The organism is Fluviicola sp., assembly GCF_039596395.1.
Taxonomy (GTDB): Bacteria; Bacteroidota; Bacteroidia; order Flavobacteriales_D; family Crocinitomicaceae; genus Fluviicola.
This window is the reverse complement of the sequence record NZ_JBCNJT010000002.1, coordinates 1,239,549-1,261,486: the sequence shown is the minus strand read 5'-3', so window position 1 is coordinate 1,261,486 and position 21,938 is coordinate 1,239,549. Positions and strand designations below refer to the sequence as shown.

21 protein-coding genes are annotated in these 21,938 nt (G+C 45.4%); 4 read left to right on the top strand and 17 right to left on the bottom strand.

The features are described from left to right. Positions 1-35: 35 nt before the first annotated feature. Both ABDW02_RS14350 and ABDW02_RS14345 read right to left on the bottom strand, forming a co-directional pair. Positions 36-965, bottom strand: a complete 930-nt coding sequence (locus ABDW02_RS14350; protein ID WP_343635592.1) for a hypothetical protein — start codon at positions 963-965, stop codon at positions 36-38. Then, entirely contained in the window at positions 962-1,303 is a 342-nt protein-coding gene (locus ABDW02_RS14345; protein ID WP_343635590.1) for a hypothetical protein, read from the bottom strand. Before ABDW02_RS14345 ends, ABDW02_RS14350 begins: the two co-directional genes overlap by 4 nt. A 231-nt stretch (positions 1,304-1,534) precedes the next feature. Here ABDW02_RS14345 and ABDW02_RS14340 point away from each other — a divergent pair, with 231 nt between their 5' ends. Together ABDW02_RS14340 and ABDW02_RS14335 are read left to right on the top strand one after the other, a co-directional pair. Beyond that, complete coding sequence (locus ABDW02_RS14340) at positions 1,535-2,530, top strand: tetratricopeptide repeat protein (RefSeq protein ID WP_343635588.1); 996 nt, start codon at positions 1,535-1,537, stop codon at positions 2,528-2,530. Next, the gene (locus ABDW02_RS14335) at positions 2,527-3,135 is read left to right on the top strand and encodes a hypothetical protein (protein WP_343635586.1); all 609 of its coding nucleotides are present in this window, start codon (positions 2,527-2,529) and stop codon (positions 3,133-3,135) included. Before ABDW02_RS14340 ends, ABDW02_RS14335 begins: the two co-directional genes overlap by 4 nt. A 31-nt stretch (positions 3,136-3,166) precedes the next feature. On the opposite strand, the gene ABDW02_RS14330 is transcribed toward ABDW02_RS14335, so the two are convergent. The 6 genes from ABDW02_RS14330 to ABDW02_RS14305 form a co-directional block, all read right to left on the bottom strand. Further along, positions 3,167-4,504, bottom strand: coding sequence for a saccharopine dehydrogenase C-terminal domain-containing protein (locus ABDW02_RS14330; RefSeq protein WP_343635584.1), 1,338 nt, complete (start codon positions 4,502-4,504; stop codon positions 3,167-3,169). A gap of 151 nt (positions 4,505-4,655) precedes the next feature. Then, positions 4,656-4,982 (bottom strand): hypothetical protein, encoded by a 327-nt coding sequence (locus ABDW02_RS14325; protein WP_343635582.1) that lies wholly within the window; start codon positions 4,980-4,982, stop codon positions 4,656-4,658. A 59-nt stretch (positions 4,983-5,041) separates the two neighbouring features. Then, positions 5,042-6,103 carry an META domain-containing protein gene (locus tag ABDW02_RS14320; protein ID WP_343635580.1) on the bottom strand — a complete coding sequence of 354 codons (1,062 nt, stop codon included), beginning with the start codon at positions 6,101-6,103 and terminating at the stop codon, positions 5,042-5,044. A gap of 110 nt (positions 6,104-6,213) precedes the next feature. Beyond that, the gene (locus tag ABDW02_RS14315; RefSeq protein ID WP_343635578.1) at positions 6,214-7,530 is read right to left on the bottom strand and encodes a T9SS type A sorting domain-containing protein; all 1,317 of its coding nucleotides are present in this window, start codon (positions 7,528-7,530) and stop codon (positions 6,214-6,216) included. 17 nt (positions 7,531-7,547) lie between these two features. Next, positions 7,548-8,867 carry a hypothetical protein gene (locus ABDW02_RS14310; protein ID WP_343635576.1) on the bottom strand — a complete coding sequence of 440 codons (1,320 nt, stop codon included), beginning with the start codon at positions 8,865-8,867 and terminating at the stop codon, positions 7,548-7,550. 4 nt (positions 8,868-8,871) lie between these two features. After that, positions 8,872-10,095, bottom strand: a complete 1,224-nt coding sequence (locus ABDW02_RS14305) for an outer membrane protein transport protein (RefSeq protein ID WP_343635574.1) — start codon at positions 10,093-10,095, stop codon at positions 8,872-8,874. A 171-nt stretch (positions 10,096-10,266) separates the two neighbouring features. Between ABDW02_RS14305 and ABDW02_RS14300 the strand changes: the two genes are divergently transcribed. Further along, positions 10,267-10,602: a hypothetical protein gene (locus tag ABDW02_RS14300; RefSeq protein WP_343635572.1), complete on the top strand. Its 336-nt coding sequence runs from the start codon at positions 10,267-10,269 to the stop codon at positions 10,600-10,602. 3 nt (positions 10,603-10,605) lie between these two features. Here the strand turns inward: ABDW02_RS14300 and ABDW02_RS14295 are convergent, their stop codons facing one another. From ABDW02_RS14295 to pheS, 9 genes are all read right to left on the bottom strand, one after another. Continuing rightward, complete coding sequence (locus ABDW02_RS14295) at positions 10,606-13,506, bottom strand: PKD domain-containing protein (protein ID WP_343635570.1); 2,901 nt, start codon at positions 13,504-13,506, stop codon at positions 10,606-10,608. Between the two features lie 120 nt (positions 13,507-13,626). Beyond that, entirely contained in the window at positions 13,627-15,033 is a 1,407-nt protein-coding gene (gene mnmE / locus ABDW02_RS14290) for a tRNA uridine-5-carboxymethylaminomethyl(34) synthesis GTPase MnmE (protein ID WP_343635568.1), read from the bottom strand. A gap of 91 nt (positions 15,034-15,124) precedes the next feature. Next, complete coding sequence (locus ABDW02_RS14285; protein ID WP_343635566.1) at positions 15,125-16,555, bottom strand: T9SS type A sorting domain-containing protein; 1,431 nt, start codon at positions 16,553-16,555, stop codon at positions 15,125-15,127. 96 nt (positions 16,556-16,651) lie between these two features. Then, the gene (locus ABDW02_RS14280; protein ID WP_343635564.1) at positions 16,652-17,443 is read right to left on the bottom strand and encodes an ABC transporter permease subunit; all 792 of its coding nucleotides are present in this window, start codon (positions 17,441-17,443) and stop codon (positions 16,652-16,654) included. Beyond that, complete coding sequence (locus ABDW02_RS14275; RefSeq protein ID WP_343635562.1) at positions 17,440-18,339, bottom strand: ATP-binding cassette domain-containing protein; 900 nt, start codon at positions 18,337-18,339, stop codon at positions 17,440-17,442. Before ABDW02_RS14275 ends, ABDW02_RS14280 begins: the two co-directional genes overlap by 4 nt. Before the next feature lie 127 nt (positions 18,340-18,466). Next, entirely contained in the window at positions 18,467-18,910 is a 444-nt protein-coding gene (locus tag ABDW02_RS14270; protein ID WP_343635560.1) for a nucleoside deaminase, read from the bottom strand. 3 nt (positions 18,911-18,913) lie between these two features. Further along, positions 18,914-19,990 (bottom strand): glutaminyl-peptide cyclotransferase, encoded by a 1,077-nt coding sequence (locus ABDW02_RS14265; protein ID WP_343635558.1) that lies wholly within the window; start codon positions 19,988-19,990, stop codon positions 18,914-18,916. Positions 19,991-19,992: 2 nt separating this feature from the next. Further along, complete coding sequence (gene ytxJ, locus ABDW02_RS14260; RefSeq protein ID WP_343635556.1) at positions 19,993-20,352, bottom strand: bacillithiol system redox-active protein YtxJ; 360 nt, start codon at positions 20,350-20,352, stop codon at positions 19,993-19,995. Further along, entirely contained in the window at positions 20,352-21,377 is a 1,026-nt protein-coding gene (gene pheS, locus ABDW02_RS14255) for a phenylalanine--tRNA ligase subunit alpha (protein WP_343635554.1), read from the bottom strand. Before pheS ends, ytxJ begins: the two co-directional genes overlap by 1 nt. Positions 21,378-21,560: 183 nt before the next feature. Between pheS and ABDW02_RS14250 the strand changes: the two genes are divergently transcribed. Next, on the top strand, positions 21,561-21,935 hold the full coding sequence (locus ABDW02_RS14250; RefSeq protein WP_343635552.1) for a hypothetical protein: 375 nt from the start codon (positions 21,561-21,563) through the stop codon (positions 21,933-21,935). The last annotated feature ends 3 nt before the right edge of the window (positions 21,936-21,938 follow it).

Here is a 21,938-nt window from a genome sequence, read left to right as displayed (position 1 = left end):
CCTCACACGCTACGCAAGTTAATCAGGTAAGTTGATCAGTTGTATTTCTTCGCCTTCGTACCATCTTCGTATACATAAATGACCAAACCGGGAGTGTCTGTATCTACCGTTTGCCCCATGATATTTACAACTTCCTTGAGCGGATTCTCTTTTAGGGTATCGTCTACCACAACCCATTCGTCAAATGTTCTTCGTGTTCCGTCTTTATCCACCTGGGAAATCCGGTAATAATTCTTTTTATCAACCGACGGATTGGAATGAATCGCAGCATATTGTTGCTTTTCGGAACTGTTTCCTTTGGATTTAACAATAGCTACATCCGACCAGATTTCTGCCTCCGGGTTGGTTGACCACTGAACCTCGAAATAATCGTTGTTATTTTCAGACAAGGTAGTCCATTGTAATTGGTTCTCGCTACCCATTCTTTTTCCGGTAAAGGCATACATTTCCACCGGAAGGACCACATTGCAGACAATATCGAAATCGGTTATTTTATACCCCGTGTATGTAAACGAGTTATCCGACTGGAAATTGAAGCGGAAACGGATATTGGAAGAGGTCGGCAACGTAATTGCAGGAATAGTCATTCCGGGTGAAGACCCGAAATTACCGGTCCAGCCGATTCCCACCCCGTAAGGATTGATCCATGTTGTTCCGTTGTCCAGCGAGTAATATATAAACATAAAATCATAAGTGTATTCAGCATTCCCGAATGCAGTAAACGTTACGGATATCGTACTCGCATTCGCACAGGAAGCATCAATAGAAGGTGACGTATAGGTCGTATTCGCATTGTTGGCGTAACTTCCCGTACAATTCGTGGTAACGTACCCGCAACCCGGCCGCCATTGTAAAGCACCGGAACTTGTCCAGCCCGGATCAACACCTGGGGTCCACGTATAAGGCAATTGTCCGAACGCAGCAAAACCCATTGCCACGATCAAACCTGTCAAGAACCTTTTCATGACTTCTTCAGGATTGCTTTCGGTAAATACTTGTCGCGGGCTCTCAGGGTAATGATTAAACCCTGATCATTGGTGAACGAGAAATCTACAGATTCTCTTCGCAGGTCTTCATACTCAGAAACATCAAAGGAATGAATGTCGAATCCCATCACCCGGGAATCATCGATAGAATAGCTCTCACAGTAGTAGTATGTGATAGCTTCCAGCTTTTGCTGCGGCATAGCTGTCAGTTGTTCTTCGGTAAAATGAATCAGTAACCTCTGGTCGTAAGCGGACTGGTCCTGACCAAAAGAAATTGACGCAAGAGTTAGAAGAACAATTAGGAGTAAATTGTTCATCGTTTCAGTTTATTTTAAGTTATAGTACGCTGAAAATAACGCTTTCAACTAATTCATTCATTCATAAATGATCGGAATAATTCTCCAAATGAATATTTGCTTTTACACGACGAATATTATTTCCCCGGTAATTACTTCGAGTCTTGCACACCAACGTTTCTGAAGAAGAATACGTTTCCTGCTAATAGCTAAATACATTTCCTTATTTTTGTTGTCAGATTCATTTTAAGTATGCGCATTCTATTTTTCATTGGTTTTCTGGTATTAGTGAGCTCTTGTGGCGGAAACGGTTCGAAAAAACCTCAAAAGGAACTTTCTGTCGATCAGCTATTCAAAAAATACCCGGATAGTGTTCCGATCCTGATCAAACATGGGAACCTGATGCTGGAACGCTACGATTACGACAAGGCGCTTCAGGATGGAGCTAAAGCATACCGCATGCAGCAATGGAACATTGAAGCGCGGTTCTTGTATGCCAATGCATTGAACAACCGGGCGAATCGAACACCAAGCGATGTAATGGCAGCACAATCCCATTTCAAATTCGTTATCAAAAAAGACCCGAAAAATACACAGGCCCTGGTTGCGCTGGCAACTACTTATGCCCAGCAGGGTGACAATGAAAAAGCGTTCTACTACATCAACGAAGCACTTCGCATCAATAAAAGATACCGCGATGCCTACATTCTGAAAGGAAGTATTTATCTGAGCCTCGATAACCGCGATCTGGCAAAATCTTCTTACCAGACGGCTATTGAACAGGACCCGGATTTCTTTGCCGCTTATATCAAACTGGGACTAATCTACCAGGAAGAACACAATCCGTTGTGCATCCAGTATTTCATTACAGCTACACAGATCCGGCCGAATAACATCGAAGCTTACTACAACCTGGCTTATGCTTACCAGGATTTTGACAAATTGGAGGAAGCCCAGGAGACTTACCGCATCATGCTCAAAAAAGACCCGACCTTCACTCCTCCCCTGTTCCAGATGGGATGGATCAAGCAGTTCAAACAAAACGATGCCGACAGTGCAATTTACTTTTACAACGAAACGCTGCAAAAAGAACCGCGTTATGTGGAAGCATGGCACAACCTGGGATTGATCTATGAAACAAAGGGTGAAAAATACCAGGCAATTCAGTACTACCGCAAGGCTCTGAAATACAATCCTGAGTTTGCGATTTCAGAAGAGGCCATCAAGCGTTTATCCAAAACCAAATGACGCCGAAAAGGGCCCTTCTCTTTCAAACCCTGGTTGAAGGACTGATCCCGGTATTGGGTTACTTTTACTGGAATTGGGATGCCAGTTTTATCCTGTTGTTCTTCCTCATCGATTGGTGCCTCTTCTGGACACTGAGTGTCCTGAAAGCGCGGAAACGGATTCAGTTCAGCGGAAACACTTCTGAAAAGCAATTGGCAACCAAACACTTGGCGATTGGCTTTTTATGCATTCTAAGCACTTCTCTGGCTGTTTTCTTTATTCTTCCGAATATTCACCCACATTTCGAATGGACGGAGCGTATATGGGCGTTTTTGAGTTACAGCGACATGGGAATCCAACAGGGAATTATTCTGATCCCCTTAATGGTCCTGAGCGGATACCTGGCTTACAGGCAACAATTCCTGCTTCCACAGCTTTACCGGAAATACCCGGTCAATTATTTTACACGTGAAAGTGCGAAACAGGGAATCATCCTTTCGCTGGTATTCGGCATCGTTTTGTTGATTTCCCGCTTTGTCGTCTTCCCCGATGAAGTGCTCCTGTTCGGAACAGTTGCCGGGGTAATCGCTTACCGCTTAATCACAAGAAACACCCTGGCTGTATAAACTCAAATCCGCAATCCGCAATTCGCAATTCTTACACAACTTTCTCCAACTCCTGGAAAACCACTCCTAAATCCTCCAATTCATCCAAAATCGGGTCATAAATTTCCGGTTTGGTAGGCAGTAAAACTCCTCGCTCCGAAATATGGCCGTTCAGGATCAGTTTGGCGCAGATTCCAACAGGATATCCAACAGTTTTCGACATTGCCGTATGCACCTGGTCATCTCCGAGGTTCACCATGGAAGATTCAATGAAACGCTTTTCGCCGTTCAGCAAATAAGTAAATTGGTGCACCATTACCAGCATGTCTTTATCCTGCGGTTCCAGCACCCATTTTTCAACCAGGATCTTTTCAAGGATTTGGGCAGGTGTGGCATTCTTCAACCCTATTTGGGAAGAATCCTCAAATAAACCCAGCCATTCGAAGCGATAAAGATCCGTAACACCGTATTGACGGCAGAAATTACGGAACTTTTCCTCTACGGTTAACTCTTCGTCGAAAGGCAAAAAGGCATTCAGGAAACTTCTTGGCGTCATGTTCTCCGAATCCTGCAAAATAACGTGATCATCGGTTAAACCAAGCTGCACGAAAATATTCCACGCCTGACAGAACCCGCTCTTGCGAAGTGTTCCGCGGTAAATCGTCGGGATGTCATCCAGGCCGTAAATATGCCGGTAAGACAACGAATCGCGGTTGGCATAGCCTTCAAATTCTCCGTACTCGTGAACAGAGATGTTATCCAGGCGGCTAAAAACCTGTGTATAGGGAATGTATTTGTATTGATGTCTGTCGATGTAACGTGCAGTTCCGCCCTGGGCTGCCAAAACCACGTTTCTCGGGTTCCAGGTGAACTTATAGTTCCACGGATTCGTATCGCTTTCCGGCGCTATTAATCCCCCGCAATAGGATTTGAAACCGGTGATCTCGCCTCCCAGGTTTTTGATCGAATCGATGATACGCATGGCGCTCATGTGGTCAATTCCCGGATCTACTCCGATTTCGTTCATGAAGATCAGTCCTGCTTTTTGCACCTCTTCGTTCAATTCCTTCATTTCAGGAGAAATGTAAGAAGGGGTGATCAAATGCTTTTTCAATTCGAGGCAATCCCTGGCAATCTCCATGTGGAATCTTGCCGGAAGCATGGAAATGACGAGATCCGCCTGTTGCAATTCCGCCCAGCGCTCTTCTCTTTCCAATGCATTAAACGAAAGCGCTTCTCCATTCGGATGCCCCGCCAGTTTATGCTTCACGAGCTCCAGTGACTGATCCACCACACGCAGTTGCCAATTGTTTTCAGAAGCGTGATCAAGCAGGTATTTTATAAGCGTAGAAGCAGAGAGGCCGGCGCCTAAAAGCAAAATTCGTTTCATAATTATAAATCAATACACGAAATTAACGGAATTCGACGAATTCAGATAGAGAATTAACCTTATTTACATTGAAAAGCTAAAATAAAGGGTGAAAACAAAAAAGTCCCGGCGATAAATGCCGGGACTCCCTGTTCACTATTTCAAGAAATGATTAATTCTTCAATTCGGAAAGCTTGAATGACTTACCGTGCATTGAGCTGGTTACTTTAAACCAAACTCCTCCGCAATTGCTTCCGTCCAAATGCTTGATCTCTGTTCCTTCGCTGTAGCTGAATCCCTTGGAAGCACCAGCACTGATGTAGTTATGACCACCGTTCACACAGTATTTGTACTCCGAAGATGTATCATTGATTACTTTAAATTCGATGTTGCTCAGTACTTTCTCAGAAGAAGCCTTCGTGGAAGTAAATGACTGAATTCCTAATGCTCCAACAAATGCCAATGTTGCAAACGCAGAAATTTTGATTAGCTTTTTCATAGTAAAAAAATTTTTGGTGTATAAATATATGAAAACTGAAATTAAAACTCTAAATAAATTTATTCGGTTGCGTCAGCCGCAAACATTAATACCAACTTCCCGGAAGCATCGTAAATATTAAATACGCGTTCCGCGAAATCAACCGTTAATCCCTTGCTTCTCAAAATCTCCATAAAACGACGCTCGGTATTGGCAACCAGTTCATCTGCACACATCATTTTGGTGGAGATTATGTCCGAAAAAACCACCGTATTTCGGGTAGTCGACATATTCCCTGAAATGCGGTTACAACCGTTGCTTCCCGTGAAAGAATTGGTTGCCATATCCATTTTCAAAGCTGCATCGGTTTTTTTAATCGTCATACCGTCCATCTGGATCAGTCTCAGGGTTTGCTGGTTGAAAAAGTTCCACGGAGTTTTCTCCGGTCTTCCGCCATTCGTGGCAGATGGGTCCTGCGGAACCGGTTTGGTACCCGTTTCAAAAACAAGCACCTCTTTTTTCTTTGATTTCCAGATCATCATACTTCCAGCGTGGGAAACCTTGAACGACTTGTCGGAAATGGATTTTAGGAACTCGTCTTCAACCGCCATTTGCATATCCGGACAAGCCATTTTGGTAGACATACCGGTTTTAACGCAAATCTTCGTCTGTTTTTTATTCATCTTGACCGGAGCACTGAAACTGTTGCAGCCGCTTCTTCCTGAAATCTGGTGAAAAGTACTGTCGAAACTCAGTGAAACATCCGCATCGGTTACTTCTTTTCCATTCATGCGGATCACTTTGTAAATCACACCCTGGCTCCCGCTGATCATCGGTGTAACAGAAATCACTTTATCCAGTTTGTAAAGGTATTTCGACAAATCCTGCGGAACAGGTTCAGGGCGTTCTGTTTCGATCACATCGATCACATACCGGTTTCCCGGAACGTATTCAAATCCTTTGATTCGATCGTAGAATAATTCCCACTTATCAGACCCTTCTTTTTTCACCTGGAAACATTCCTGCGCCATCATCCGGCGACACGGAACACATTCTTCCTTGACGGTCATTCGAATCGTCTTTTGCCCAAAAACCGCCGTTTGGGTAAGCAACAGGACCATTAATAAACCAATGCTTTTCATAATATGTAATTTTGTCTTCAATTTACAAATTTGCTGCCAAACTCTTCGGCGCACCTGCGAATATAAAAAAAGCTCCCCGAAGGAAGCTTTATCCTTTGCGAGTTCCTCGCTTATTCGATCACCAATTGTTTCATCAGTGCTTTCTGGGTATTATGATCCAGCAAGCGCACGAAATAAGTCCCTTTATTCAAATCATGTACTGACAATACATATCCGTTGGTGTTCATTTCCCGGGTCAAAACCGTTCTTCCCGAAAGATCGATTACAGCAATTGTTTTTGCTCCTTCGGATTCGCAATGAATGGTTACCTGGCTGGAAGCCGGGTTCGGGTACAATGTCATTTCATCTTCCTTTGTGTTTTCGGTTAATCCCAATACACAGGTTTCGTTTACCGGGCTTCCGTCGCAGTAGTTGATCGGGTATAGGTATGCCATTTCTGCCGGAGGATTTGCCGGTTGAAGGTCCATGTTCGTACAGCCTAACTGGTGTACCAGGAAATCCCTTACGAAATTCGCCGTTGTATCCATATAAGCAATCTGTGCAGCGCTTGTTCCGGCATAGGGAACGTGCGGCGCGCCCAAAAATGTGTACAATTTATGTGGGTGGTTTAACGCACAACTTCTTTCCAGTAGCATACGGCTTCCGTCCAGGTACATGATCGGAACACCCGGATTTACAACTCCACGGTTGTATTTCACTGTGCCATCCGCCGTACCGTGAACAGATACCAGAGGAACGTCTCCTGCTTCCATCCAGCTGTAACGTCCCAATGCACCGCAAAGATTAATTACTCCGGCCACTTTGGTAGAATAGCCCGGGTTACCGCTTGCTCCTTCCATTCCGCCAAGAGCCGCCAGGTTGGTCGCATCGATGTAGTCAGCAATCTCGCAATCCTTGTCCAGGTAACCCACATGCAACGCAGTAATTGCACCCGCAGAACTTCCCCCGATAAAAATACGCGTCGTATCGATCTTGTAAGTATTGGTGGTTGCCCGGTCTTTGTAGAAGAAACGGATGGAAGCCTTCAAATCCTGTGTAGCACGAAGCACGGCTTTGATCGCGTTAACAGAATCTACCGGGAAGAATCCCAAACGGTAGTTAATTGAAGCGCACGCATATCCTTTCTTTGCAAAACGATTGGATAGTTCTTTTACATCCACATCCGTTTTTGTACCAAGCTGGAAACTTCCTCCGTGCACCCAAATAATTAAGGGCCTTGCAACGGAAGTATCCGCAGCAGGTTCATAGAAGTCTAGAGTCAAGGACGTAGTTGCTCCCGAAAAGGAAAGATTGGATCCGTAAACAATATCACTTGTAAGGTTTACAGTCGAATAAACATCGCTGGCATATCTTCCGCTTTGACAAGGTGTTTGTGCAAATGCAGCAGTAGATAAACCAACTGATAGTAGTAATGTAGAAATTTTCATCCTGTTGATTTTTTAAATTATGGGAATATAACTGATGGATAACTCGCAGCGTTTACCGCCGGAATTTTAGCATGGTATTTCTCGTTTAATGCGCGTATAAATTCATTGGTAATCAAAGCATTTCCTCTCGGGTTAAAATGAATCCCGTCCAGTGAGAAAGCACCGCCGGAAACAAATTTCGTACTTAATGTAATTCCATTGTATACCACTCCTGTTTGCATGTTGGTCACCAGTTCATCCGGTTTTGCAAGTGCCAGGTTGTAATTCTGTGCAATGGCGGTAATGGCAGCGTTGTATTGAGCAATCACTCCTCTGATCTCCGTTAGTTCATCCAGTGTCAGAACAAGCTGGTCCCTGAACGGGAAAACAGAACCCATCGAATTGCATTTCACCGAATCTAGAGGTGTACTCAACAATACCAATTCTCCTTCCACCATGTGCCTTACACTAAAGGCTCCTGCGCCCGGGTCCTGGATCATAAACCCATTCGGGCCTTCCTGGAATGAAATCCCGATGGGGTTATAAATGGCATTCAATGAAGCGGCTTTATCCGGTGTCAGGTTCAATCCGTTCCATGGAATCGTCGTAAAATAAGGCATTTCCGTGACATCCGGAATCAGCGAAAGCACTCCTTTTCTGCCGCTTCCGATCATGGAAACAACCAATTGTTCATAGTATGCACTGAAAGTCGCAGGATTGATATATGTTGCGTTGCTTGCACCTCCCTGGGCGTAAGGGAGAATGTCTTCTATTCCCACAAACAAGGCAAAACAAGTCGGATCTGAGGCAAGGGCATCGTTCAGAACGCTGGCACTACTTGAAGAACTCATGCGTCCGAAGAACGGGTTGAACATTCCATAGGAAGAAACATTGATAGCAGAAACCGTCATTCCCGGAACGCCGAAATTCCCGAAGGGCTGAGAAGCATTGTAGACATTCGCGTTCAGTGCCGCCACATCTCCGTTTGCCGCCAGGCGCACCGGCGATAGGGAAGTAACTCCCAGACAATCGGTTTTGTATCCCAATTTGAAGCGCGACATGCCCGAACCGCTCACACCGACAGAATTTGACGGCATGTAGGGCTGATTAAATGCTCCGGCGCCAACTTTTTGCAGCTGCTTGCTCAGCAAATTCGCAATGGAATACTGCTGACCGTCGTAATACAAAGCATCGTCCATGTAACCTGCAGTATGGGAACCTCCGATCATCACAAAACGCGACGGATCCAGTTCACCCGCCGATGTTTCGGGAGCTTTGTATTTGGGTTTACAGGAACTCAGAGTTCCCACTCCCATTCCGATAGCTAACGGAATAATGATGTTTAAAATGTGCTTCATGTGCTTACCATTTATAGCTTAATCCAATTCCCGGGGAAATGGCGATCGTTGTGAATGTTCCGCTTAAGTTCGATTCCAGGTTGCGGTCCGTTCGTTTGATGCGTGTATAATAAAACGAGAGGTCCAGGTTGAAATGCTCGTTGAACTTAAACCCTAAACCGGCTGTTCCGTAAATGCGGTTTCCATCCGGGGATTCCGGGGTTACATAACCCGATTGTACCGGCGAGAAACCATAACCTCCTCCCAGTCGAATAGCAATCAGTTCCGTGGCTTTGAAATTGACACCTCCACGGATGGCAATGATGCTTTTATACTTTCTGGCAGATTTGGTATCTACCAAACTCGCCGTGTTCGACTCGTAATCAAACGCAAGGGTATCGTAAGCTTTCCAGCCAACATAGTTGATATCCAGTACGGCCTGCCATCTTTTTTGAGAATCATACGAAGCGCCCAGCGTTACCACACTTGGCAAAGGCAATGAAGAAGTGAAAGGCCCGTTCGGGAAATTGGCACTCAGAGATTCCGGGACCGTAAACGTTGCTTCCCCGTCTTTTACTTTCATCGAAACCTTCGAACGGTAAGTCAGTCCGAGGGAAAAATGAGAATCAATCTTCGCGTTCACTCCTAAGTTATACCCAAAACCCAGGGCTTTCCCGGTAAGTTCGGCATGTCCGAAAGCTCCGTCGGGAAACTGCACAGGAATGTCTTTCTGCAAATCCACTTCTCCGGTAGAAACAATGAAACCTGCTCCTACACCGATGTGGTCGTTGATCTTATACGAAACTGTTGGCTGGAAATAGATCGACTTCAGTGACAACTTCGTTAATGCAAACCTCCCGATCCAGGCATCTTCGTATTGGATCGTACTTCCGAAAGGAGTATAAACGGCCAGGCCTACTTTCAGGGATTCCACTTTTTTAAATCCGAAAAGCGCATAGGCTGAAAAAGGAGTTCCCATCGGGGAATTGGTCCGGTAGCCTTCACCTGAGGCAGAATCTACAAAAAGCGTATTGGCAAAAATCGGGGAAAAACCGGCATTGATCTCGCTCTTCTTCACAAAGGCAACACCTCCCGGATTATAAAACAAAGCAGACGCATCTTCGGAAAGAGCAGTTCCCGCCAATCCCATTCCCTGCTGTTTTTGTCCCTGGAAATTTACCTGGAAACCTTGTGAATGAGCGGATATCACAGCCCAAAAGCTGCATAGAAGTAGTACTGATTTTTGCATAGTTGAATGCGTTTACGTGGAGTAAGATATAAAAAATATATGTACGCACAATAAATTTAACAACCTGTCCAAAAAATTCAGGAGTCAGTTTATTTTTTTGATTCAGATTCTTTAGAATAAACGACTTATCTTAAAAGTATATTCCTATATTGCGCTACCAATGAATCAGTTATGAAAACAAGCTTTATCTTTTTTATCGGAATGCTTTTGAGTTTGAGTTCTCAGGCACAAAATCTGGCAAGTGAACCAAAAGGAAGTTATGGAGGCGACGGAAAGAACGCACCCCATTTACAATTGAAGGAAGACCACACGTTCATCTATACAGATTTGACCAAGGCTTCCAAACCGGTTGTTGCAGAAGGAACCTGGTCTCTGGAAGGCGACGAATTGGTTTTAGAACCGAATTCCAAAACAAACCTCAATAAACGGTATACAATGACCCGTGAAGGAATGTGTATAAAAACCAGAAAGAATTTCGCATTCTACACGCTTTGCAACTGTAAGTAACTCTTAACGCATCATATTCAAATGACCGTTGAAGACCTCGTAACTGTCGTCATTCAGGCTTTTGATCCGGATTGTCCAGGTGTAAATTCCCGCCTGGACTAATTTTCCCATATAGGTTCCGTCCCATCCTTTCGTTACATCGTGCGACTCAAACAACGTTTCTCCCCATCGGTTAAAGATCGTGAATGAATAATTCTGTAAATCGTATCCTGCAGATATAACCGGAGCGAACACATTGTTGAATTCATCGCCATCAGGGGTAAAAGCATTCGGAACATAGATCAGTTTATTCTCACGCACGGTAATAATGAGCGTTGCAACATCCGTACATCCGTTCGCACTCGTTACCGTTAAAGTCACCGGGTAATTTCCGGGTACCTGCGGAAAATGATGACTCGGATTTTCCAGGTCACTGTTATCTCCGTCACCGAATGTCCAGAAATACGTATCGCCGTTCAGCGAATGATTGTCGAACTGGCTGGTTGTCTCTGTTTGCGGAAGCACTTGCGGATTTGCACTGAAGCTGGCATCCGGGATCGGCGAAACCGTAATGTAATTCGTTTTGGTCGTACTTGATGAACAGCCGTTCAGTGTATTCGTCAAGGTAATGGAATAAGTTCCCGCAGTAAATGTATGCTCCGCAGTGCCAATCGTATTCGCTGTCGTGTTATCTCCAAAGTCCCAGGAAGAACCTGTCACGGACGGATCTGCTGTAAAATGAACGGTTAAAGGACTGCAGCCGCTTAATACATCAGCCGTAAAGTCGGAATCCGGTAATGGATTTACTACCACATCCATGGAATTGGTTCCTCCGCAGCCCTGTGTGTGAACATAGTTGATCGTGTGTGTTCCTGCACCCGCAACCGCAGGATCGAAAACTCCGGTCGCATCAGTAATTCCCGTACCTGTCCACGTTCCTCCCGGAATATCTGCAGTCAGGTTAACCGGAAGTGCATCCGTACAAAAAGGGCCTGCAGCAGTAAGATTCGGAGTTACCGGGTTGTTCACAGTTATGGACATCGTTGCAGTAGTAGCACATTGACCGGCATCCGGGGTAAAAGTATAAGTCCCGGAAGTGGTGTTATTGATGGTTGCCGGTGACCAGGTTCCGGTGATCGAATTGCTTGAAGTTGCCGGTAAAACCGGGGCCGTAGTTCCCGAACAAAATGCCGGTATCTGTGTAAATGTAGGCGTAGGCGCAGCTCCAACTACAATTGCTATGGTTACCGGGGCAGCACAAGGGTTTCCGGTCGGAGTAAAGGTATAATTCGCAGTTCCCGCTGTTGTAGTATTCACCGCAGCAGGTGACCAGGTTCCCGCCACTCCGTTATCTGAAGTCGTTGGCAATGATTGCGGTACATCATTCACACAATATTGCGGATGAGCAGGAAATGTCGGTGTAACAGAAGGATTGACCGTTACTGAGATATTCACCGGAGTCGTAGAACATTGTCCCGAATTGGGAGTAAAAGTATACGTTCCCGATGCCGTGTTGCTGATTACGTTGGGCGACCAGGTTCCTGCAACTACCGGTGTATTGGTTTGAGCAGGGAATGCAGGTGCCGCCTGGCCCGAACAAAACGCAGGAACTGCAGCAAAAGTGGGAACTACTCCCGAACTCACTGTAATCGTGGCCGTTTCTACTGAAGTGCAGCCCAGCGAAGAAGTCGCATTCAGGATTGCTACATAAGTTCCCGGTGTGGAATAAGTAACCGAGTGTGGTCCCGCACCTGTAGCATTTGCAGGTGTTCCCGATCCGTTTACAAAATTCCAGCTCAGGGAATTGTAATCCGTAGATGTGCTTCCGTCAATGGAAATAGGAGTTCCGGAACAAACCACGAAAGGGCCTCCGGTAATATTCGCGTCCGGTCCTACGAAAGTTCCTGTTCCGCCCCAGTTCAGGGTAAATCCGTTCGTGGCGTTCGTATTGTTAATGAGAATTGCATAACTGGTTCCGGCAGTCATGTTCACCTGCTGCACATATCCGTCCTCGATTCCCGACCAGCCCACAGCTTCACTCACGTCCGTGGAAGATGCATTCATCCCGGTACCGCCGTTCGCACCGGCAGCAGAAGTAGCAGAACAGCGAATGGCCGTTCTCGGACCGCATGGATTGGACGTGCTCAACTGGAAAACGATAAAGTCGATATCATCGATCTGGTTTGCCGGCAAAATGTCCATGGTAAGCGTTCCCGCTGTCTGACAAGTCCAGGTATACCACACCGAATTGGTTTCAAAAATCCCGAAACCGGACAAACAGGTTCCCGCATTTTCGTTGTTGTTTACTCCGCCACTTGTCAGGTTCGTCACACTGATCGGGTTCTTGTTGCACAACCTTCCCGCACCACCACAATCAGCAGAAGCGGTTGGCGGCGGCGTGTAATTATTGATGCACAACTGGAATGTTCCTCTTTGCGTGGAAGTAGTACTGATACGGATAAAATAAGTCGTTCCCTGCACCAGCCCGGAATTGAACAATTGGGAATCGGGAGATCCGCCTGTTCCGTTCGTACATCCTCCGGGAAGCTGCGTCAATCCGCCCGCACAAGTTCCAGAATAGATAGCGATCCGCGGCTGCATCATCGTTGCTCCGTTCACAGAAATCAGGACATTGGTCCCGATCGCCACAAAGGAAAACCACACATCGGAAGTAGCAGTAGCTGTCCAGCAGGAACCTACTGAAAATCCGCTGGCAGTAGAGCCGGCGCTGGTATATTGGTTTGCGGAAGAGCAAAAATTGGTGACATTCGTTAGCGCAAGAGCCTGATCACAGTTATCTCCCTGGGAGAATACTCCGGAAGAAAACAAAAGCAGTGAAACGAATAAAAGACCCCGGGAAAGAAACAGTAAACGGGTTTTCTCGGAATGGGCCTCATTCGATAAAAAAGGGGGCGTATTTTTCATCGACGTCAGTAATAATATCAGAAGATTAGTTTCTTCTATTGTATTGACGAAATCGGTGGTGATAGGTTGCTTCGGACAACAAATCAGTAGCGGTGGAAAATTTCACACTCCTACTGCTAGTTACTTCCCAATACAAAACTTACTGAAAATATTCGCCAGCAAATCATCTTCCGAGATTTGGCCCGTAATACTGCCCAGCCAGAACATGGCCTGGCGGATGTCCATCGCTACAAAGTCGCCGGTAATGTTGGTTTCCAGTCCCCATTTGGCTTTTTCGAGGGAATCCTGCGTTTTTTCCAAAGCATCCAGGTGGCGCGCATTGGTCACAATGGTGTCAGACTGGGTGTTGAATGATCCGAGGATTTGTCTCGACAACCAGGATTTCAATTCCGCAATCCCGCTTCCGTTTTTCGCACTGATCGGCAGGAAGGGTGTTTCATAGTTCCAGGGGATATCCTGTTGGTCCGAACGCAGATCGTACTTGTTTCCGATCACCAGAAAATGTGCGCCCGGGTATTTCTTTGCCTGTTCGTCTGCCCATTTTCCGGTCTCTTCCGAACTCATGGATAAATGTCCCTCCTGTGAAGCATTGTTCCCGCTGAAATCACTCAGCATCAACACAATTTTGGCTTGTTTGATCTTGTCCAGCGAACGCTGAATTCCCAGGGCTTCGATTTCTTCGGCAGCTTCCTCGCGGATTCCGGCTGTGTCAATCAAACGGAATAAGATCCCGTCTATGTTTAAGGTTTCCTCGATCACGTCGCGCGTTGTTCCAGCAATGTTGCTCACGATCGCACGGTCTTCTCCCAAAAGCTGGTTGAGCAAGGTACTCTTCCCGGTATTCGGTGCTCCTACAATTGCTACCGGAACCCCGTTTTTCAGCACATTACCCAGTTCAAAGGATTGGATCAACCTGCGGACATAAGCCAATACTTCAGTCACCAAAGCAAGCAATTCGGTCCGGTCGGCAAATTCCACGTCTTCTTCCGCGAAATCCAGTTCAAGCTCCACCAGGGAAGCAAAATGGATCAGTTTTTCCCTCAAATCACGTAATTCATTCGAAAACGAACCGCGCATCTGGTTCATCGCTACTTCGTGTGAACGGGCTGACTCGGAAGCGATGAGGTCGGAAACAGCTTCTGCCTGGCTCAAATCCATTCTTCCGTTCAGGAAAGCTCGCATGGTAAATTCTCCCGGTTTGGCCAGTTCACACCCGTTTGCCAGTAATAACCGGATAATTTCCTGCTGGATAAAAACAGATCCGTGACAAGCAATTTCAACCGTATTTTCACCGGTAAAACTATGTCCTTCATGGAAAATCGTTGCTACTACCTCATCCAAAACGGAACCGTCCGTGTTTTTCAACCGGACAAAATGTGCGCTGTGTGAAAGTGCCTGTTCAAAGGACTTGCCGGCAATTTTTGACAAGATCGAAATCGCGTCCGGCCCCGATAAACGGATCAAAGCAATCGCCCCCATTCCCGGAGCAGTGGATAACGCACAAATAGTCTTTGGAGAAATACTCATGGTGCAAAGGTAATGACGAATTATGAATGCAAAAAACCCGCAGGGGTGCGATTATCGCATCCCTACGGGTTTTCGTTAAAAAGTGTTCTTTTTAGTGTTTCACAAATGCCTTAGCAGATCTTCCCGCTTCGTGTTCAATCACCAGGAAGTACTTCCCGCTTTCCAGAGAATGGATGTTGATGGTATTGGAAAAAACCTTCTCGGAAAGAACCGTTCTTCCTGAAAGATCCAGAACAGACACCGACTGAATCCCTTTCAATTCTCCGAAATTCAGGTTCAGTTTTTCACTGGCAGGATTCGGGTACAATTCGAAATCGCCGAAGGATGCTTCTTCCAGTCCGGCGCAGCTTTCAACAGTAATCGTAATGGTTGTGCTGTTGGAACATCCGTTTGCATCAATACCCGACACTGTATACACTTGTGTAGCGGAAGGTGTTGCTGTTACAGTAGATCCTGTTGAACTGCTCAGCGATCCGGCAGGACTCCAGGTATAGGTATTTGCTCCGGAAGCTGTTATCGTAGCGGAGTTTCCTGCACAGATTGTTCCGTTTACAGGAAATGGAGTAGCATTAATGGTTGGAGGTGCAGCAACCGTCAGGTTCATTCCGTTATCCGTTCCCGTAGTCGCCGGGTTCGATGCATCCACACGAATGCGGTATCCGTTACCAGCCGGCAATCCGCTTGGAATTGTTGCAGAAATACTCAAACTTCCTGTTGCAGTAGAAGACAAAGTTCCGATTGCAGTCGGAGCAGCAAAAGATCCTGCACTGTTGGATAATTGTGCCGTGTAAACATTTCCGGAGTTGATTGTTCCCGTTACTGTGAAAGGAACAGAAATATTTGCTGTAGTATTCGAACAATAAGTAGTTGTCGTAATCGCTCCTGTACCTACTGTTGCACCCGCTCCCGGAGTTCCTGTAATTTTTACTTCATCAATTGCAAAAGCAGGATCGTTTCCGGTATTGCCGTTTTGCCATCTGAAACGGAATTTCAGGGCAGGCGCATTGTCAAATGCCGGAAGCGCAATGGAAGCATTGGTCCAGGTAGAAACACCCGAATACTGTCCTGAAGCAGCAGTCCAGGTACCTCCCCCATCTGTGGAATATTCTACAATTCCGTAAGCACTTCCGCTTGCCCCGTCACACAAATAGATAAACGTCAACGTAACGTTCGTGAAACCTGTTGTACCGATCGGTGTTAGCGTAGCACTTTGATTGGAGGAAGATCCGGTATCGAAGGAAGCATTGCAGATTCCAAAACCACACGCCTGTGTATTATAAATGTGCAGGTAAGCGGAATTCGGCCCGTTCGTTACTCCGGCCGGTTCATCCGGTGTGTCGGCAACAAGCCCGAAACCGGAGTTATCCACGTATTCCGAATTAATAACCCACTGATTTAAACCCGACCCGCCATTCAGGGTCCAGTTTCCTCCTCCTGCCTCGAAATTGTCCTGGAAAAGAGTGGTTTGGGAATGAGTTGACAAGCCCGTAAACAGGGCTCCACATAGTAATAGTTTATTCATAGTAGAAGTTTAATGTCCCGCAATTTAGAACACAGACTTCGAAATTCCAAACTTGTTAGTTTGTTAACGAAATGAAGGCTAACCAGTTAGCTTTTTTTACAGGTCTCTTCGTTTAAGAATAAAATAAGTCACTGCAAAACAAAGCACGATATAAACTCCTGCCAAAGACAACTGCTCGGTCGAACTCAACAGGAAGATGTCGTTATTCGCATTTTTAGGTCCCGAGTGAATGACTGCTTTAAAGAAAGGAATCGGAGTCAGGTCCGCATAAATCTTCAGCGGGAAGAACTGGTACATTTTCTGGGAAATAATATTCCCCACAATGGTTTCAACCGGGAAGTAAATGATGAATGTAACAATTGCAATAGCAGGTCTTTTCACCAATATGGCAAAAAGGAATGCAAAGCTGAAGTAACCGATCGTCTGGAGGAAGTAGAGCATGTTCAGGTGAATGTTCTGGTAGAAATCCGTATTTGCAGATTCGATCAAACCGATTACCAAGCCGCAAAGGAAAGTATACACGGTCGCAATGGTACTCAGGAAAATCACGAAAGCAAACTTCCCGAAAATCACCTGTCTTTTGGTAAGCCCGTCAATGATGTTTTGCCGCATGGTTTTGTACTGGATATCATTCGTAGTAATGACAACCACCGAAACCGCCAGCAGGATATTGAAGAAACTTGCACTATAGGTAACGAAACTCCAGATATGCGGGAAATCAAACGTGTTTGCCTGTGTGAAAATGGCCTTCAACCCGGGATTCATCTTGAAAAAGAAGTTCATAAAGTACATCCAGCAAGGAACGACCACCATATAAACCGCAAACAATATTTTAAGAGTATGGAATTTTCTCAATTTGGCATACTCCAATGCTATAATCTGTCTCATAATTTCATTCTTTCTAAGAAAATAGTCTCTAAACTTTTTTGATAAGCGTGTAATTCCGAAAGATAAATACCCTTCTCTGCTATCATGCGGTTCAAATCGGCACCACTCAGGTTTTCGTCCAATTCCACCATCAACGAATTCGGATCTTCGGTCAGAATCTTCACAACCGGCAAGCCACGCAAAACGGATAGTAACTTGTCAGGATCGTCGGCCATTAACTGGTAAGATTTGCGCTGCAGCAACAGTTCGGTCATACTTCCGTTGTAGACCATTTCACCTTGCTTCAGCATCACCACGTGCGAACAGATTTTTTGAACTTCATCCAAAATGTGTGAGGCAAGAATGATCGTTTTTCCTTCCGCACCGATCTTCAGGATCAATTCCCTCATTTCAGCGATTCCCTCCGGGTCCAATCCGTTAGTCGGTTCATCCAGCACAAGCACTTCCGGGTCAGAAAGCAAAGTGGCGGCCACAGCCAGGCGTTGTTTCATTCCCAGGGAATAAGTACGGAAAGTTCTTTTGCCGCGCTCTTTCAAATCCACGTATTCCAGTACCTCTTCGATTCGGGCTCCCGGATTCGTCATGTTTTTGATCGTAGCCGTTACCCGTAAATTATCATAAGCATTCAAATACGGGTAAAAGTTGGGAGTTTCCAGTAAACACCCGATCCGCAACCGGTTCTTGTCCTCCTGTCCGTTCCCGAACCAGGAAAATGAACCCTGAGTGGGGTGTAAAATTCCCATCAACATGGCCAAAGTGGTAGTTTTACCACTTCCGTTGGGACCAAGCAGACCATAAACATTTCCTTTTTGGATACTGAAAGAGATATCCTTTACGGCTTCCACTTTCTTATATCTTTTGGATAAATTAGTTACTTGCAAAACAATCTCTGACATACGCTGGATTTTAACCAAATCTAACGAATAATCATTACTACGGAGAAAAAAGGATACGCGAATGGTAAAAATCAGGTGTAAACCGGTAAAAAACCAGTAGGGACGAAAAATTTTTCGCCCCTACCAATTATCGTTTTTCTTTAAAAAAATCAATCATTAGCTGCGAACATTCGTTCTCCAATGGCCCTTTGCTGACAACCGTTTTGGGGTGATATAATTCATTTTGGAAACGGCCGGCTCCGCGCTTTTCATCACGGGCAGCAAAAATGATCTTGTCCAGCTGCGACCAATACAAAGCTCCTGCACACATCACGCAAGGCTCAAGCGTCACGTAGAGCGTACAATCTTTCAGGTATTTTGCTCCCAGGTACTCTGAAGCCGCCGTAATTGCCTGCATTTCCGCATGCGCCGTCACGTCGTGTAACCGTTCGGTCAAATTATGAGCCCGGGCAATGATCTGGTTATTGACCACAACGACCGCACCAACCGGGATTTCTCCCAGTTCGAAAGCCTTTTGCGCTTCCATATACGCCTGGCGCATGAAATATTCGTCGTTGTAGGGAGAGATCATAAATTACTTCGCAAATTGAACTTCGAAGGTCTTCGTCCAGTATTTTCCGGTCATGTAAGTTTTCTTCGTCAGCTTGTTATAAGCGATCCCGTTCAGTACATCACCCGTTCCTTTTCCGCGGATCACCAACTCGTTGGCATCGATTTCCTGCAAAACACGGCCGGTTGTCGGTTCAATCACCAAAACAGTCCCCGTTTGGTAAACATTCGCATAGATCTTCCCGTCGATGTATTCCAATTCGTTCAGGTTCGTTCTTGGCCCTACGTTGTCGTAAACTTCAATCACCTTCGTTGCCTGGAAAGATTTCGGATCCCGGAAGGTAATGCGCTCGGAACCATCTGACATAATAATCGATTTTCCGTCGTTGCACAATCCCCAACCCTGGCCTACATAAGTAAACTCGTTCTTCAACACCATGGTTTTCTTATCGTATACAAAGCACTTGCTGTTTTGCCAGGTAATCTGGTAGATCAAATCTCCCAAAATGGTAATTCCTTCCCCGAAATAAGTAGCGTCCAACCCGTTTTTCGGTTCCAGGAATGCTCCCGTCTGCAAAGAAACCGGCCCGATCACCGTTTTTCCCTGCTGCCCCGGATCTCCGGTACCTTCATACAACTGGTTTCCGTCAAACTCATAACCCTGCGTATAGTTTTCCGGGTTGTGCGGCAATTCATTGACAATTTTCACAAACAGGATTTCCGGGTCAATGTCTGAAGTTACACGGACAATCGCCGAATTATCCAACACCGTTCCGTCCTTAAACGTCGATCTCAAAATCAAAGATCTGGAACCCACACCGTAATAATTCGTTTTCAAAGCAACTGTTCTGGTCTGCGCTTTCGGGTTATTCCAGGTCTCAAATACCGAATCATTGTAAAGCAATTCCACTTTCGCCAAACCTTCAGGGATCACGAACTTAATAGGAATATCCTGTCCGTACTTTGCCTGCGGATCACCCGGAAGGTCAAACTTTGCCATTTCCAGTTCTTCCGATCCGCCGCCCGAACGCATCAAAGGAACAAGGATAAAAGCTGCCAATACCAGGACGAGAAGTATAATGATTCCGGTTCTTCTTTTCATAATTAAATGAGTTTCAAAATATCTGTTGCACTTATTCCGTTGTGTGTTTCCGTATAAATGACTTCGTGATTACTGATTAAAATAGCCTGCGGAGATTGGTGCTCTACCTTCGTGAGCGCTGCAATTTCGTTCGACAATGAACGATACGCCAATAAATCCAGGTAAACGCAGGTTGCTCTTTCCGGGTCCATGTTATTCTCAAAACGGTTGAGCGCCATGGAAGAAATGCTGCAGCGCGTACTGTGCTTGAAGAATAAAACCGGCTTCGTTTCCGAAGATTTCAACAGTTCGTGTAATTGTTCAGAGCTCGTCAATTTCACCCATGGAAATTCGGCCTTCTGTTTGCTTGAAAAAAGTCCCATCAGAAATTCACTCCTTTAAATTGTTTCAGGAAGCGCACGTCGTTTTCCGAGTACAATCGCAAATCGTTCACCCGGAATTTCAACTGGGCAATGCGCTCAACTCCCATTCCGAAAGCAAAACCTGTATACGTTTCCGAATCGATCCCGGAAGCTTCCAATACGTTCGGATCTACCATTCCGCAACCCAAAATTTCGAGCCAGCCGGTGTATTTACACACGTTGCATCCTTTCCCGTTACAGATCGTACAGGAAACATCCACTTCCGCACTTGGTTCCGTAAACGGGAAATAAGACGGGCGCATACGGATCTTTGCCTTATCCCCGAATAAGGATTTGGCGAAATAGTCCAGCGTTTGCTTCAGGTCGGCAAAAGAAACATTCTTATCGATGTACAATCCTTCCACCTGGTGAAAGAAACAATGCGCACGGGCAGAGATTGCCTCGTTGCGGTAAACCCTTCCCGGCGAAATGGTCCGGATCGGCGGTGTGGAAGATTCCATCACACGCACCTGTACCGATGATGTGTGCGTTCTCAAAGCCATTTCGCGTTCTCCTTTTTCAATGAAGAAGGTATCCTGCATATCTCTTGCCGGGTGTTCCGGCGGGAAGTTCAATGCCGAGAAATTATGCCAATCGTCCTCGATTTCCGGTCCTTCAGAAACCGAATAACCGATGCGTTCAAATATCGCGATGATCTCGCTGCGAACAATGGAAAGCGGATGTCTTGCCCCGAAAGGAACCGGTTCTGCCGGTCTGGTTACATCCACATCGGAATCTGCACCTTGTACATTTTCCAGGCTCTCTTTGGAAAGCATCCATTTTTCTTCCGCCAGGATTCTCAAGCCATTCAAAAGCTGCCCTACTTCCTTCTTCTCCTCGTTCGGAACGTTTTTCAACTCCCCGAAAAGGTTCTTCAATTCTCCTTTGGAACCCAAAAAGTGAATACGGAACGCTTCTACAGAATTGAGATCTGTGACGGCATAATTTTCGATAGCTTCCTTAGCTGCAGCGATTTGCTCTTTCATTCTTTTTTTACAACCTTTTTACTTTCTAAACGTCTATCTCAAAAAAAATTACGGGAAATGTAACTTTTTCTTTTAATTTGATGTTTAAAAACATACTTTTTCGAGCAACGAAGTTACGAAATTGTAGAGAATCAGATTATAAACGCAAAAAGATTATATTTACATCGAAATAAAAACAACACTATGAACAAAATGGTACGCAATATTGGATATTTCTCCTTGATGTCGATACTTATCGTATTGTCTTCCTGTAAGAAAGACCCATCTGTATTAAAAGTTTTTGTACGTTCATCAGACAATCAATTGGTTAGTAATGCGAAAGTGATCATCATTGCAGATGTGAACTCCGATCCGCCAACTCCTGAATATGTAGATACCGTTCAAACAAATTCATCCGGCTTTGCCTACTTCGATATGGAAGATTTTTACGCAAAACTCGGAAAGAAAGAAACGGTAGGTTACTTCGATGTATTGGCTAAAAAGGACCAGGTACAAGGATCCGGATACATCCGTTGCAGAAAGAATATCACTAACGTAATCACCGTAATTATACCATAATAA

What these genes read in the sequence shown, in the direction of transcription:
- ytxJ (WP_343635556.1), bottom strand. Translation starts at nt 20,352, where the DNA reads ATGGGACTTTTTTCAAGCAAACAGAAGGCCGAATTTCCATGGGTGAAA.
- ABDW02_RS14345 (WP_343635590.1), bottom strand. Translation starts at nt 1,303, where the DNA reads ATGAACAATTTACTCCTAATTGTTCTTCTAACTCTTGCGTCAATTTCT.
- ABDW02_RS14350 (WP_343635592.1), bottom strand. Translation starts at nt 965, where the DNA reads ATGAAAAGGTTCTTGACAGGTTTGATCGTGGCAATGGGTTTTGCTGCG.
- ABDW02_RS14330 (WP_343635584.1), bottom strand. Translation starts at nt 4,504, where the DNA reads ATGAAACGAATTTTGCTTTTAGGCGCCGGCCTCTCTGCTTCTACGCTT.
- ABDW02_RS14315 (WP_343635578.1), bottom strand. Translation starts at nt 7,530, where the DNA reads ATGAAAATTTCTACATTACTACTATCAGTTGGTTTATCTACTGCTGCA.
- ABDW02_RS14275 (WP_343635562.1), bottom strand. Translation starts at nt 18,339, where the DNA reads ATGTCAGAGATTGTTTTGCAAGTAACTAATTTATCCAAAAGATATAAG.
- ABDW02_RS14305 (WP_343635574.1), bottom strand. Translation starts at nt 10,095, where the DNA reads ATGCAAAAATCAGTACTACTTCTATGCAGCTTTTGGGCTGTGATATCC.
- mnmE (WP_343635568.1), bottom strand. Translation starts at nt 15,033, where the DNA reads ATGAGTATTTCTCCAAAGACTATTTGTGCGTTATCCACTGCTCCGGGA.
- ABDW02_RS14335 (WP_343635586.1), top strand. Translation starts at nt 2,527, where the DNA reads ATGACGCCGAAAAGGGCCCTTCTCTTTCAAACCCTGGTTGAAGGACTG.
- ABDW02_RS14295 (WP_343635570.1), bottom strand. Translation starts at nt 13,506, where the DNA reads ATGAAAAATACGCCCCCTTTTTTATCGAATGAGGCCCATTCCGAGAAA.
- ABDW02_RS14310 (WP_343635576.1), bottom strand. Translation starts at nt 8,867, where the DNA reads ATGAAGCACATTTTAAACATCATTATTCCGTTAGCTATCGGAATGGGA.
- ABDW02_RS14320 (WP_343635580.1), bottom strand. Translation starts at nt 6,103, where the DNA reads ATGAAAAGCATTGGTTTATTAATGGTCCTGTTGCTTACCCAAACGGCG.
- ABDW02_RS14250 (WP_343635552.1), top strand. Translation starts at nt 21,561, where the DNA reads ATGAACAAAATGGTACGCAATATTGGATATTTCTCCTTGATGTCGATA.
- ABDW02_RS14285 (WP_343635566.1), bottom strand. Translation starts at nt 16,555, where the DNA reads ATGAATAAACTATTACTATGTGGAGCCCTGTTTACGGGCTTGTCAACT.
- ABDW02_RS14280 (WP_343635564.1), bottom strand. Translation starts at nt 17,443, where the DNA reads ATGAGACAGATTATAGCATTGGAGTATGCCAAATTGAGAAAATTCCAT.
- ABDW02_RS14325 (WP_343635582.1), bottom strand. Translation starts at nt 4,982, where the DNA reads ATGAAAAAGCTAATCAAAATTTCTGCGTTTGCAACATTGGCATTTGTT.
- ABDW02_RS14300 (WP_343635572.1), top strand. Translation starts at nt 10,267, where the DNA reads ATGAAAACAAGCTTTATCTTTTTTATCGGAATGCTTTTGAGTTTGAGT.
- pheS (WP_343635554.1), bottom strand. Translation starts at nt 21,377, where the DNA reads ATGAAAGAGCAAATCGCTGCAGCTAAGGAAGCTATCGAAAATTATGCC.
- ABDW02_RS14270 (WP_343635560.1), bottom strand. Translation starts at nt 18,910, where the DNA reads ATGATCTCTCCCTACAACGACGAATATTTCATGCGCCAGGCGTATATG.
- ABDW02_RS14340 (WP_343635588.1), top strand. Translation starts at nt 1,535, where the DNA reads ATGCGCATTCTATTTTTCATTGGTTTTCTGGTATTAGTGAGCTCTTGT.
- ABDW02_RS14265 (WP_343635558.1), bottom strand. Translation starts at nt 19,990, where the DNA reads ATGAAAAGAAGAACCGGAATCATTATACTTCTCGTCCTGGTATTGGCA.